Annotated in this window: 11 protein-coding genes, 1 tRNA gene and 1 pseudogene; 6 read left to right on the forward strand and 7 right to left on the reverse strand. The window is 68.2% G+C overall.

Going from position 1 to position 12656, the window contains the following annotated elements; all coding sequences use genetic code 11:
- The first annotated feature begins 50 nt into the window (after positions 1-50).
- On the forward strand, positions 51-791 hold the full coding sequence (locus ACZZZN_RS02345; RefSeq protein WP_463503632.1) for a FadR/GntR family transcriptional regulator: 741 nt from the start codon (positions 51-53) through the stop codon (positions 789-791).
- A gap of 10 nt (positions 792-801) precedes the next feature.
- The gene (locus ACZZZN_RS02350; RefSeq protein ID WP_463503633.1) at positions 802-2082 is read left to right on the forward strand and encodes an alpha-hydroxy acid oxidase; all 1281 of its coding nucleotides are present in this window, start codon (positions 802-804) and stop codon (positions 2080-2082) included.
- A 3-nt stretch (positions 2083-2085) separates the two neighbouring features.
- On the opposite strand, the gene ACZZZN_RS02355 is transcribed toward ACZZZN_RS02350, so the two are convergent.
- The 6 genes and pseudogenes from ACZZZN_RS02355 to ACZZZN_RS02380 all read right to left on the reverse strand — a co-directional run bounded on the left by ACZZZN_RS02355 (position 2086) and on the right by ACZZZN_RS02380 (position 7446).
- Positions 2086-2445, reverse strand: coding sequence for a DUF1295 domain-containing protein (locus tag ACZZZN_RS02355; protein WP_463503634.1), 360 nt, complete (start codon positions 2443-2445; stop codon positions 2086-2088).
- Positions 2446-2465: 20 nt separating this feature from the next.
- Positions 2466-2930: pseudogene (locus ACZZZN_RS02360) on the reverse strand (DUF1295 domain-containing protein); the annotation flags it as partial.
- Positions 2931-2984: 54 nt separating this feature from the next.
- Positions 2985-3740, reverse strand: a complete 756-nt coding sequence (locus ACZZZN_RS02365) for an HAD-IIB family hydrolase (RefSeq protein ID WP_463503635.1) — start codon at positions 3738-3740, stop codon at positions 2985-2987.
- A gap of 83 nt (positions 3741-3823) precedes the next feature.
- Positions 3824-3900 (reverse strand) — tRNA-Pro (locus ACZZZN_RS02370).
- Between the two features lie 52 nt (positions 3901-3952).
- Entirely contained in the window at positions 3953-4888 is a 936-nt protein-coding gene (locus tag ACZZZN_RS02375; protein WP_463503636.1) for a metallophosphoesterase, read from the reverse strand.
- The gene (locus ACZZZN_RS02380) at positions 4885-7446 is read right to left on the reverse strand and encodes a transglycosylase domain-containing protein (RefSeq protein ID WP_463503637.1); all 2562 of its coding nucleotides are present in this window, start codon (positions 7444-7446) and stop codon (positions 4885-4887) included. The genes ACZZZN_RS02375 and ACZZZN_RS02380 overlap by 4 nt, the downstream gene beginning before the upstream one ends.
- A gap of 79 nt (positions 7447-7525) precedes the next feature.
- Between ACZZZN_RS02380 and ACZZZN_RS02385 the strand changes: the two genes are divergently transcribed.
- Together ACZZZN_RS02385 and ACZZZN_RS02390 are read left to right on the forward strand one after the other, a co-directional pair.
- Positions 7526-7750 (forward strand): DUF4177 domain-containing protein, encoded by a 225-nt coding sequence (locus tag ACZZZN_RS02385; protein ID WP_463503638.1) that lies wholly within the window; start codon positions 7526-7528, stop codon positions 7748-7750.
- A complete protein-coding gene (locus ACZZZN_RS02390) occupies positions 7747-8205 on the forward strand; it encodes a RidA family protein (RefSeq protein ID WP_463503639.1) in 459 nt (152 codons plus the stop codon). The genes ACZZZN_RS02385 and ACZZZN_RS02390 overlap by 4 nt, the downstream gene beginning before the upstream one ends.
- A gap of 66 nt (positions 8206-8271) precedes the next feature.
- On the opposite strand, the gene acs is transcribed toward ACZZZN_RS02390, so the two are convergent.
- Positions 8272-10239: an acetate--CoA ligase gene (acs, locus tag ACZZZN_RS02395; protein ID WP_463503640.1), complete on the reverse strand. Its 1968-nt coding sequence runs from the start codon at positions 10237-10239 to the stop codon at positions 8272-8274.
- A 413-nt stretch (positions 10240-10652) separates the two neighbouring features.
- On the opposite strand from acs, the gene ACZZZN_RS02400 reads away from it, so the two are divergent.
- Together ACZZZN_RS02400 and ACZZZN_RS02405 are read left to right on the forward strand one after the other, a co-directional pair.
- The gene (locus ACZZZN_RS02400) at positions 10653-11669 is read left to right on the forward strand and encodes a TadA family conjugal transfer-associated ATPase (RefSeq protein WP_463503641.1); all 1017 of its coding nucleotides are present in this window, start codon (positions 10653-10655) and stop codon (positions 11667-11669) included.
- A complete protein-coding gene (locus ACZZZN_RS02405; protein ID WP_463503642.1) occupies positions 11663-12562 on the forward strand; it encodes a type II secretion system F family protein in 900 nt (299 codons plus the stop codon). The genes ACZZZN_RS02400 and ACZZZN_RS02405 overlap by 7 nt, the downstream gene beginning before the upstream one ends.
- The last annotated feature ends 94 nt before the right edge of the window (positions 12563-12656 follow it).

Below are 12656 nucleotides of genomic sequence, written 5' to 3' on the forward strand. Positions count from 1 at the left end.
ACAGGCTCGGCATACGCGTGAGCCCGATCCGAACGCGACGAGGAGAGCGGATGCCCGAGCAGCCGGCACGCGCATGGCGTCTCGTGCTCGAGCACATCGAGCGCGATCTGCTCGACGGGCGCATCGGCCCGGGGGACAGGCTTCCCTCTGAACGCGATCTCTCCGCCGATCTCGGCGTCGGTCGGTCGAGCGTCCGCGAAGCGCTGCGGGTGCTCGAGGTCATGGGCCTGATCCGCACATCCACCGGTTCGGGTCCGCAGTCCGGAGCGATCGTGATCTCGACGCCCACCGGTGGCATGTCCACGCTCCTCAGGCTCCAGGTGGCTGCTCGAGGCTTCCCGCTCGAAGACGTCGTGCAGACCCGTCTGCTCCTCGAGGATGCGGTCGCCGCGACGCTCGCCGGTCGCGCCGAACGCGATCTCACGGCCGCGCAGCGGGTGCTCGATGCGATGGATGCCGAGGGCCTGACTCCCGCCGAGTTCCTCGCACTCGACGCCGAGCTGCATCTCGCCCTCGCCGATTCGAGCGGCAACACGGTGGTCGCGGCCATGATGGCCGGACTCCGCACCTCGATCGAGTCCTATGTGCAAGAGGGCGCAGCAGCTGTCACCGACTGGGCGTCGATGGCCGATGGGCTGCGTGCTGAGCACCGGGCCATCGTCGGGGCGATCGACGCAGGTGATGCGGACGCCGCTCGCGCTCTCGTGCGCGCGCACATCACCGGCTACTACGAACGAACCGGGTCGCTGACCCTGCCACAGGCCACCCGGTCTCCCCGAACGACCGACTGAAAGGACAGCCATGGTCCAGCGCCAGCTCCCCAATCCGAAAGAGCTCCTCGAGCTCATGCAGTTCAAGAAGCCACAGCTCGACGGCAAGAAGCGTCGCCTCGACGGTGCGCTCACCATCGACGATCTGCGCACGATCGCCAAGCGTCGCACGCCCAAGGCGGCGTTCGACTACACCGACGGCGCTGCCGAGGGCGAGCTGTCGCTGACCCGTGCGCGCCAGGCGTTCCAGGACGTCGAGTTCCACCCCGGAATCCTCCGCCCCGCCCCCGACGTCGACACCTCGGTCGACATCCTCGGAGGTCCTTCCGCGCTCCCGTTCGGCATCGCTCCGACCGGGTTCACGCGATTGATGCAGACCGAGGGTGAGGTCGCCGGTGCCGGCGCGGCCGCCGCAGCCGGCATCCCGTTCACTCTGTCGACGCTCGGCACGACCTCGATCGAGGGAGTGAAGGCGGCGACCCTTCGAGAGCCTCAGGGACCGGTACCGGGGAGGAACTGGTTCCAGCTGTATGTCATGCGCGACCGCGAGATCTCGTATGAGCTCACCCGCCGCGCCGCCGCTGCGGGCTTCGACACCCTGCAGTTCACCGTCGACACTCCGGTCGCCGGCGCCCGCCTGCGAGACAAGCGCAACGGCTTCAGCATCCCGCCGCAGCTCACCCTCGGCACGATCGTCAACGCGATCCCGCGGCCGTGGTGGTGGTACGACTTCCTGACGACGCCGAAGCTCGAATTCGCGTCGCTGAGCACCACGGGCGGCACGGTCGGCGAGCTGCTCGATGCCGCGATGGACCCGACCATCAGCTACGACGACCTCGCTGTGATCCGCGACATCTGGCCCGGCAAGATCGTGATCAAGGGCGTGCAGAACGTCGAGGACTCGGTGCGACTTCGCGATGCGGGTGTCGACGGCATCGTGCTCTCGAACCACGGTGGGCGTCAGCTCGACCGTGCGCCGATCCCGTTCCACCTGCTGCCCGAGGTGCGAAAGGCCGTCGGCGACGATTTCACGGTCATGATCGACACCGGCATCATGAACGGTGCCGACATCGTCGCCGCGGTGGCGCTCGGCGCCGACTTCACGCTCATCGGTCGTGCGTACCTCTACGGCCTGATGGCGGGTGGGCGCGCCGGCGTCGATCGCACGATCGAGATCCTGCGCACCGAGATCGAGCGCACCATGCGCCTGCTCGGCGTCGCGTCGCTGGCCGAACTCGAGCCGTCGCACGTGACGCAGCTCACGCGTCTCGTGCCCGTCGCCCGTGCGGCATCCGAGGTCGTCATCCGCTGACTCTCACGCCGTGGACTCGACCGTGCGTCGAGTCCACGGCGGCGGCAGCACGAGCATCGAGGTCGTCCGGCGATACTCGGCGTATGCCGGATACTTCGCGCCCGTGATCGATTCGGTGAAGATCGTCGAGCCGATGAACAGGATGCTGAGCAGCACGGGCCCGACGACGGTGGCGTTCAACGCCCCGCCCAGCACACCCGCGCCGGAGGCGACCGCGGCCGTGGCGCCGATCGCGTAGAACGCCCACCACTGCGACTGCTCGAAGAAGAAGTTCGGGTGCCGGCTGTAGCGGAACAGACCACCGGTGGCGAAGCCGGGGAGAGCGTGCCGCCGGCTGCCTTCTTGCGGCGATGGAACTCCCACTGCTGCTGATCGGCGACAGTCTCACCGACGAGAAGACCGAGGAAGAGCGCCGCGAACACTCCATCCCACGCCGTCGGGGGAGCCGGATTCTGCAGCGCGACCTCCGCCGGCAGCGTGATCAGCACGAGCAATGTCATCTGGTAGCCGACGATGAAGAGCAGGTTGAAGAGCTGGAACTGCCAGGGCCGCATGCGACCCCGCAGAATGGCCCATCGATAGTCCTCCATACCGGTGTATCCGCCCTTGCGGGCGAAGTTGAACGTCAAGCGGGCTCCCCAAGCGGTGACGAGCAGCGCCATCAGCAGGAGGCGAGCGGCATCCGCACCCGTCGCGAGAGCGCCGGCGGCAAAGATCCACACGTAGATGACGGGCATGATCGACCACGCGCGATCGACCCAGGAGGTGTCACGGGTGATCAACGACAGGATCCAGCACGCAGCGCTCGCCACGGCGGCGGTCAGGATGACGATCTGCAGGGGCTCCATGGGGCCATGCTAGGACGCGAGCGGGCCACGGCCTGGGTGGATCGCCCGGGTGGCTCAGAGAGTTTTGAGCAGCTCGTCGAGCTTGTCGGCGGTGTCCTGCCAGCCGTCGACGGCGACCGAGGGCACGCCGATCGCCAGGACGGGGTAGTCGTTGCCGCCTTCGTCGAGACGGTCGCCGAAGAAGAGCATGGATTCCAGCGGGATGCCGGTGCGCTCGGTGAGTTCCTGCATGCCGTAGGCCTTGTCGATGCCGGCGCGGGTGATGTCGATCGAGGTCGAGCCGCCCGAGCGCACTTCGAGGCCGGACAGGCGCGCCGCCACGGCATCGCGCAAAGCCTCGCGCTTCGAGCCCGTCGGGTCCCAGGCGTGCTTGGCATCGCGCGGGGCCTTCTGGCCGAGTGCGGAGAAGGTGATCTGCGACCCACGGTCCTCGAGGATCTCGCCCCACGGCTCTGCTTCCCAGAGCCCGAGGCGTTCGGCCTCGTCGCGCAGCGCCGCGAGCGCAGCGGCCTTCTCGTCGGCGCTGAGGTCATGGGCGTAGAGGGGGGCGAAATCGGTGCCGTCGTGCCGCAGGTAGCGGGTGCCGCAGGTCGGCAGCAGGTGCAGGCGGGCGAGCGCCGCGGCATCCGCATCGGTGAGCTGCGCGATGACCTGCGAACGGAACTGTTCTTCGTTGCCGCCCGAGATGATCGCGACGTCGACGCTGCGCAGCAGCGCGAGCAGTTGAGCGGCGATGCGAGGGCTGATGGCGCCCTTCGAGGGAGCGAGCGTGTCATCGAGGTCGAAGGCGACGAGGGCAGGCGTAGTCATGATTTTCCCAAGATACGGGGCGGATGCGGATGCTGCCGCCGGTACAGAGAAGGCCGCCCGTGAGGGCGGCCTTCATGTGTCACTGGTCGGGGTGACAGGATTTGAACCTGCGACCTCTTCGTCCCGAACGAAGCGCGCTACCAAGCTGCGCCACACCCCGTTTTGCAACCCTCCGAGTCTACAAGAGAGGAGGGGAAACGGCGAATCGGGGCTCAGTCCCGAGCGGTCAGCGTGAGCAATGTCGCCTCGGGGCGGCACGCGAAGCGCACCGGCGCGTAGATCGAGTGACCGCATCCGGCGCTGACGTTGAGCGGCACGGTGCGGCCGTCTACGGTCCAGGTGCTGAGGCCCTTCGCCTGCTTCAGCGGGATGTCGCAGTTCGCGACGAGCGCGCCGTAGCCGGGCAGGCAGACCTGACCGCCATGCGTGTGACCGCCGAAGACGGCTTCGGCGCCCAGATCGATGAAGCCGTTGAGCACCCGCTGATAGGGCGCGTGGGTCACGCCGATCACCGAGGTGCCGGCATCCCGCGGGCCGAGACGGTCGATCGCGGCCGGCAGGTCTTCGAGACGGTCCCAGTCGCGGTGCGCGTCGCTCACTCCGAAGAAATCGACCTGGTTGCCGGCGACCGTCAGGCGGGACGCGGTGTTGTTCAGAGTCGACCAGCCCAGCTCAGCGCTGAAGTACGCATCCATCGCGCCGGTGTCGAGGGTGGAGGCCTTCTGATGCTTCTGAGACGGGCCCATGAAGTACCGGAACGGGTTACGGGGGGAGGGGGCGGTCACGTCGTTCGAGCCGTGCACGAAGACGCCCGGGATGCCGGCGAGCGGATCGAACGCGCGGCGGATGCCGTCGAGCCCGTCGCGGTGCCCGAGGTTGTCACCGGTGTTGACGATCAGGTCGGGCTTCAGCTGCGCGAGGGAGGCGAGCCAGTCCTGCTTGCGGTGCTGCCACGGTGCCATGTGCGCGTCGGAGATGTGCAGTACTCGGATCGGGGTCGAGCCGGGAGCCAGAGCGGATGCCGTCGCCTCGCGCACCGTGAACAGGTAGCGCTCGATCCCGATGCCCCACACCGCTGCGGCCGCACCAGCGGCCCCCACCGCGCCGAGCGCGATGAGGGCCGGGTGTGCTGTCGTGCGAGCGGTCACTTGCAGGTGACCGTGATCGACGTGCTCTTGTTCGTCGCCGTGTTCGCCGCCGGGTTCGTGCTCTCGACCGTGGAACCCGGGGGGTTGCACGAGTTGTCGAACGAGATCGACGAGAAGCCGGCGCCGAACAGTGCGTTCTGCGCATTGGACTTCGACTGGCCGGTGATGTCGGGCACGGTGACGGCCTGGCCGTTGCTCGGCGAGATCGTCACGGTCGCGCCGCTCGCGGCCTGGCCGGCGGGGTCCTGCGCCACGACGACATCACCCTCGGGACCGTCGACCGGTGCGCCGACGACGACCTGGAAGCTCTTCTCGCGAAGAGCCTGCGTCGCAGCATCCACCGACATGCCGACGACGTTCGGGACGTCGGTCAGGATCTGACGGCTGAGGTTGTTGTCCGGGGGCGGGAAGCCTTCTCCGCCGTAGATGTCGTTCGCGGCACCCTGCATGGTCCTCGCGAGCGTGTAGCGCATCGCGTTCAGGTCGGTGCCGCCCCAGCTCTGGCGCAGGATGCTGGCGGTGCCGGTCGAACGCCCGACCCACACAGAGGTGGTGACCTGCGTGCTCGACTCGATCATCATCGTTCCCCACGACTCGTGGGTTCCGGTCTTGCCGATCAGCGGGACTCCGTCGTTGGTGTTGGCCCGGTTTCCGGTTCCGCCACCGTTCATCACGCCCTGCAGGGCGAAGGCCGCGGTCGCCGCCACCTCGGGCTTGATCACCTCGGAGCAGTTCTGCTCGGGGATCGGCAGGTCGTTGCCCTCCGCGTCGACCACGCGGTCGATGGCGCGAGGTGCGCAGTAGACGCCCTTGTTGGCGACGGTCGCGTAGGCGCCTGCCATGGCGAGGGGCGAGATGTACTTCGGGCCGAGGATGTCGTACGGCACCGCAGGGTCGTCGGTCGTCTTCTTGCCGTTCGACAGCGTGACTCCCATGCGGTCGGCGACCGCGTTGATCTCGCAGAGGTCGAGCTTCTCGGCCATCGCGAGATAGCCGCTGTTGAGCGAGTCGGCCGTGAACTTCAGGACGTTGCCCGTGTAGCCGCCCTGGTTCCCGAAGTTCTGGATCTTCGTGCGGTTCGTGATCGTGTCATCGCCGCACCGGAAGTTCGAGAACACCCGGTTGTTGGCGTTCAGCGTCTCGCGCACCGAGTGCCCGTTCTCGAGCCAGTCGATCAGCGTGAACAGCTTGTAGGTCGAGCCGACCGAGAAGCCGTTCGCTCCACCGTGCGCCTTGTCGGTCGCGAACACGAGAGCGCTGTACGCCTGATCGCCCTGGATGGTCTCGCTGAAGTTGGTGTTCTGCGTGATCGAGAGCACCCGGCCCGTCTGCGTCTCGAGCGAGACGCCGGCCGCCCCGAAGTACTGGTTGTCGTAGTTCGCGGGAACGGTCTCCATCATCTCCGCAGCAGCGGCGTTCTGGATGTCGATGTTCATGGTCGAGTAGATCTTGAGTCCGCCCTGACGCAGCAGGTCGCGACGGTCCTCCTCGGTCTCGCCGAAGGCCGGGTCCGTGAGGACGACCGACTTCACGTACTCGCAGAAGTACGCGCTGCGACCGATGTTGACGGCAGAGGCGCAGCCCTGAGTCGGCTGGCTGATCGCCGGGCCGACGGGGGAGGCATTGGCCTCATCGAACTGTGCCTGGGTGATCTTGCCGTTCGCGAGCATCCGCTCGAGCACGTACGTGCGGCGGTCGAGCGTCTCGGCGTAGCCATCGGCTTCGCCGTTGTGCCCGACGCCCTCCTCATCGACCCACGTGCCCTGGGGCTGGTCGATGCGGTACTGGTTCGGGTTCTGCACCATCCCGGCGATGGTGGCCGCCTGCGCGAGCGTCAGGTTCGCCGCCGTGGTCGAGAAGTAGTAGTTGGCGGCCGACTCGATGCCGTAGACCGTGCCGCCGAAGTTCGCGATGTTGAGGTACCCGAGAAGGATGTCGTTCTTCGAGTACTCCTTCTCGACCTGCAGGGCGAAGCGCATCTCCTGGAGCTTGCGCTCCACGCCCTTCGCTCCGTCGGCGTTGGTGGCGTCGAGCCAGCACTGCTGCAGGTCGTCGGCGTAGGTGCCCGAAGCCGGGTCGGCCTCCTGCTCGCACTCCTGGATCAGCACGTTCTTCACGTACTGCTGGGTGATGGTCGACGCACCGCGGTCGTCGGTGCCGCGCAGGTTGTCGACGAGCGCCTTGGCCGTCGCGCCCACGTTCACGCCGCCGTGGCTGAAGTAGTCCTTGTCCTCGCTCGAGAGGATCGCGTCGTACACGACGGGGTTGATCTGGTCATAGGTAACCGGGATGCGGTTCTGCTCGTAGAACGAGGCGAGCTCGACCTCAGAGCCGTCCGACGCGGTCGCGACGATCGTCGACTGCTCCATCGGCCGGTTGACCTGGAGGTTCGCGGGAAGATCCTGGAAGATCGTCAGCGCCTGCGAGCCAGCGATACCGGTCATGGCGAGGACCGGGGTGACACTGGCCGCGACGAGGAGTCCGGCGACAGCGCTCAGTCCGACGAGCCCGAGGACTCCGCCGAGCGCACCACTCACCGTGCGATTCTTTTGGGGCATACGCTTGATCGTAGGGGAGTTCCCTGAATACCGCCTTTGACGCATCTGCGAGGCGCGGATGCCGCCAGACAGGAGTGCCATGACCACGTGGGAATACCTCACCACGCCGCTGCTGATCCACAACACCGCAGCGATCCTCAACAACTGGGGCAAGCAGGGCTGGGAGCTCGTGCAGGTCGTGCAGGGGCCCGAGGGCGGGCTCGTCGCGTACCTCAAGCGTCCGGTGACGTCGGATGCCGCGGGCAACGCCGGACTCGCGGCCGCCGCGCAGGCCTCCCGCCAGTTCGAGGGAGGAGCTGAGTGACCCTCTCCGCACGGCTCGCCGAGCTCGGCATCGAGCTCCCCGCTGTGGCAGCTCCCGTCGCCGCCTACGTGCCCGCCGTCGTTCACGCCGGACTCGTCTACACCTCGGGCCAGCTCCCGTTCGAGAGCGGTGCGCTGCCCGCCACCGGCAAGGTCGGCGCCGAGGTCTCGGCCGAAGACGCGAACGCCTACGCCCGCACCTGCGCTCTGAATGCGCTCGCTGCGGCCGCGGATGCCGCTGGCGGCGTCGACAACATCGCAGGCGTCCTGCGAGTCGGCGGCTTCGTGGCATCCGTGCCCGAGTTCACCGGACAGCCCGGCGTCATCAACGGCGCCAGCCTGGTGCTCGGCGAGATCTTCGGAGATGCCGGGCGCCACGCCCGCGCCGCCGTCGGAGTGCCGGTGCTGCCGCTCGACAGCCCTGTCGAGGTCGAGGTCACCTTCATCCTCGCCTGACCACGCGTCACGAGAGAACGCCCCCTCCCGATCGGGAGGGGGCGTTCTGCATCCGGGCGTAGGTTTCTACTTCACCTGAGCCGAGATGATGCTCATCACCGCGGTGTCGGCGAGGGTAGTGGTGTCGCCGACCTCGCGGCCTTCTGCGACATCGCGCAGCAGGCGTCGCATGATCTTGCCCGAGCGGGTCTTGGGCAGCTCGCCCACGATGTACACGTCACGCGGTCGGGCGATGGCGCCGATCTGCTCGCCGACCCACTGGCGCAGCTGCAGGGCGAGACCTGCAGGGTCGTGCGCCGACAGGTAGCTCTCCTTGATGATCACGAACGCGACGACCGCCTGGCCGGTCGTCTCATCGGCGGCGCCGACGACCGCGGCCTCGGCCGTGGCCTCGTGAGCGACGAGCGACGACTCGATCTCGGCGGTCGACAGACGATGCCCCGACACGTTCATGACGTCGTCGACGCGTCCGAGCAGCCACAGGTCGCCGTCCGCGTCGAGACGTGCGCCGTCGCCCGCGAAGTAGTACCCCTGCTCCTCGAACTTCTCCCAGTAGGTCTCCTTGTAGCGTTCGGGGTCGCCCCAGATGCCGCGGAGCATGCTCGGCCACGGTTCGGTGACGACCAGCAGGCCGCCGTTGCCATTGCCGACCTCGACGCCGGCCTCATCGACCACGTCGATCGAGATGCCGGGCAGCGGCACCTGGGCGGATCCCGGCTTGGTCGCGGTCACGCCGGGCAGGGCCGAGACCATGATCGCGCCCGTCTCGGTCTGCCACCACGTGTCGACGATCGGGGTCGTGCCCGCGCCGATCACGTCGCGGTACCAGATCCACGCCTCGGGGTTGATGGGTTCGCCCACCGAGCCGAGCAGGCGCAGCGACGACAGGTCGAACTTCGCCGGCACGCTGCGTCCGATCTTCATGAACGAGCGGATCGCGGTCGGCGCCGTGTAGAAGATCGAGACCCTGTACTTCTCGATGATCTCCCACCAGCGGCCGGGGTGCGGGGCGTCGGGGGTGCCCTCGTAGATCACCTGGGTCGCGCCGTTCGCGAGCGGGCCGTAGGTGACATAGCTGTGACCGGTGATCCATCCGATGTCGGCGGTGCACCAGTACACATCGGTCTCGGGGTGCAGGTCGAAGACGTACTTGTGCGAGTACGCCGCCTGGGTCAGGTAGCCGCCCGAGGTGTGCAGGATGCCCTTGGGTTTTCCTGTCGTTCCCGACGTGTACAGGATGAACAGCGGGTTCTCCGCGGGGAACGCCTGAGCGGTGTGCTCGGCCGATGCGTTCGGCACGGCCTCGTGCCACCAGACGTCGCGCTCGGCGTTCCACTCGACCTCGTTCTCGCCGCGACGCACGACCAGCACGTGCTCGACCGTCTGCTGCTCGCCGTCACCCCGGTCGGCGAGCGCGTGGTCCACGGCCGGCTTGAGAGCAGAGACGCGACCCTTGCGATAGCCGCCGTCGGCGGTGATCACGAGCTTCGCGCCCGCGTCGTCGATGCGCGAACGCAGGCTGTCGGCGCTGAAGCCGCCGAACACGACCGAGTGGATCGCTCCGACCCTCGCGACCGCGAGCATCGACGCGACGGCCTCGGGGATCATCGGCAGGTAGATCGCGACGCGATCGCCGTGACCGATGCCGAGGTCTTCGAGCACGTTCGCGACGCGCTTGACCTCGTCGGTCAGCTCCGCGTAGGTGATCGTGCGGGAGTCGCCGGGCTCGCCCTCCCAGTGCAGGGCGACGCGGTCGCCGTTGCCCGCCTCGACATGGCGGTCGAGGCAGTTGTACGCGACGTTCAGCTCGCCGTCGTCGAACCACTTCGCGAACGGCGGCGTGGACCAGTCGAGCACCTGCGTGAAGGGCTTGTGCCAGTCCAGCAGCTCGCGCGACTGGTCGGCCCAGAACGACTCCCGGTCGGCCGCCGCCCTCTCGTACAGAGCGGGGGAGGAGATCGTCTGAGCGACGAACTCCTCGGACGGCGGGAACTGGCGGGTCTCATCGAGAAGATGATCGATCTGGCTGCTCATCGGCAGGCGCTCCTTTGCGGCGTGGCAGGTCGTGCAGGCTGAGCACGTGGGTGGCGTGATCAGGTCACGGCGAATCTAGCCTCGGCCGTCGGCGTTCGCCTACCGCCGAAAGTCGGTAGTGATTCGGGTTTTGTCAGGACGGTCGCCTTGCGTACACTCGACGTCAGCCGAAATATCATTCCGGCCTTGGCGCGCCCGATTCCCCCGAAAGGGTGCGCCGTGGGCGGCATCTCATTCCCCCCGTGAGGTGCCGCCCATCTCTTTTGGGAGCGCTCCCGGCGGAGAGGCTCGAGAGATGGCCCGCCGGGCACCTCTCTCTGCACCGCCTCCGATGCGACGGGGTTGCTCACAGCGGTCGCGCCACAGCGCTCGAGGCGGCTCGCCGCGGCCGACCGCGCGCCTACCTTCGGGGCATGCCTGAATCCTTCGTCATCCGCCCCCGTGTGGCGTCGGCGCTCCATGACGACGGCGCTCCGGTGCCCGACATCCACGCGCTCACGATCGATCCCGCCTTCGGGCCGCTGGCCGAGCACTGTTCCGATCCCGAGGTCACCGACGTGTTCGTCAATGGCGCACAGGGGCTCTTCGTCGACCGCGGTCACGGCACCGAGGCGGTACCGGGGTGGAGCGCATCCGAGCGCGAGGTGCGCGATCTGGCTGTCGCGCTGGTGGGGTTGGGTGGGCGGCACCTCGATGACCAGGCGCCCTGCGTCGATGTGCGGCTCGACTCCGGCATCCGCGTGCACGCTGTTCTCGCCCCGGTCGCGACCGCGGGCACGGCGCTGTCGATCAGAGTGCCTCGGGTGCGTGCGGCCGATCTCGATGCGCTCGCAGCTCTCGGCACCTTCGACGCGCGTCGGCAGAGCTGGTTGCTGGAACTCGTGCGCGACCGCGCGAACATCCTCATCACCGGCGGTACCGGCACCGGCAAGACGACTCTGCTCTCGGCACTGCTCTCGGCCGTATCGGCGTCGGAGCGGATCATCACGATCGAGGACGTCGCAGAACTCCGGCCACGGCATCCGCATCATGTGGCGCTCGAGGCGAGGCAGTCGAACCTCGAGGGTGCGGGCGGCATCAGCCTGGCTCGACTCGTGCGGGAGTCGCTGCGCATGCGCCCCGACCGTCTGGTGGTGGGAGAGTGCCGCGGTGAGGAGGTCAGAGAGCTGTTGACCGCCCTCAACACCGGGCATGACGGAGGAGCCGGCACTCTGCACGCCAGCGGTCTCGGTGATGTCCCGGCCCGGATGGAGGCACTGGGTGCGCTCGCAGGCATGGATACCGCGGCACTGGCGCGTCAGGTCGTGAGCGCGTTCACGGTGGTGCTGCACCTCGAGCGCGCTCCCGACGGGCGGCGCCGGATCGCGCAGGCGGGCGAGTTCGGGTTGATCGCCGATCGGCTGACCATCGCCGAGGTGCAGCCGTGGTGATCGCGCGGAGGCGAGACCCTGTCGAAGACACCGGCGCCGAGGCCGCCACATCGGTGCAGACTCTCGCCGTGCTGTTGCAGGCCGGCGCCGTGCCATTGACGGCATGGCGTCATCTCGGCGACACCGGCGACGAGCACGCCGCCGCGGTCGTCGGCCGCGTCGAGCAGGGGATGCCGCTCGTCGCAGCGATCGAATCCGAAGGGGGTGCCTGGCAGGACCTCGCCGCGGCCTGGGAGGTCGCGACCACCGTCGGTGCACCGCTGGCCGATGTGCTGCGCATGATCGCCGAGACCCTGCGGGACGCCGCGTCCGCGGCCGACGACGTGCGTATCGCTCTCGCCGAGCCGGCGGGGACCGCGCGACTTCTGCTGTGGATGCCGTTCGCCGGATTGTTGCTCGGCTTCGCACTGGGTTTCGACACCCTCTCCGTCGTGATCGGCACCCCCATCGGTGCGGGGTGCGTCGTGGCCGGACTGCTGCTCGTCGCGCTGGCACGCCGGTGGACGGGGCGGCTGCTGCGACGGGCGAGACCGAGACCGGGCACTCCAGGGATGCAGGCCGAGCTCGTGGCCGTCGCGCTGTCCGGTGGTGCCTCGGTCGAGAGGGCGCTGCGTCTGGTCGACGAGAGCCCCGCCTCGCGCCACGGCGACGACGCGCGTATCCGGTCTGTGCTCGACCTCTCCCGCGCGGCGGGTGTGCCCGCTGCCGAGCTTCTTCGAGCCTCGGCTGCGCAGGACCGACATCGATCACGCATCGAGGGGCGTCTGCGGGCGGCGAAGCTGTCGACCCAGTTGCTCATTCCCCTCGGGGTCTGCACGCTGCCGGCATTCCTGCTGCTCGGCGTCGCTCCGCTGCTGCTGAGCGTGCTGAGGTCGACGCCGCTGCCGCTGTGACCACCGACACCCGAAGACCACCGGATGCGTGCGCATCCGCACAGAGAGATCCGCACAGAGAAACCCGCACAGAGAAAGAGGAACACCATGAACA

This window comes from Microbacterium sp. AC145, assembly GCF_979258505.1.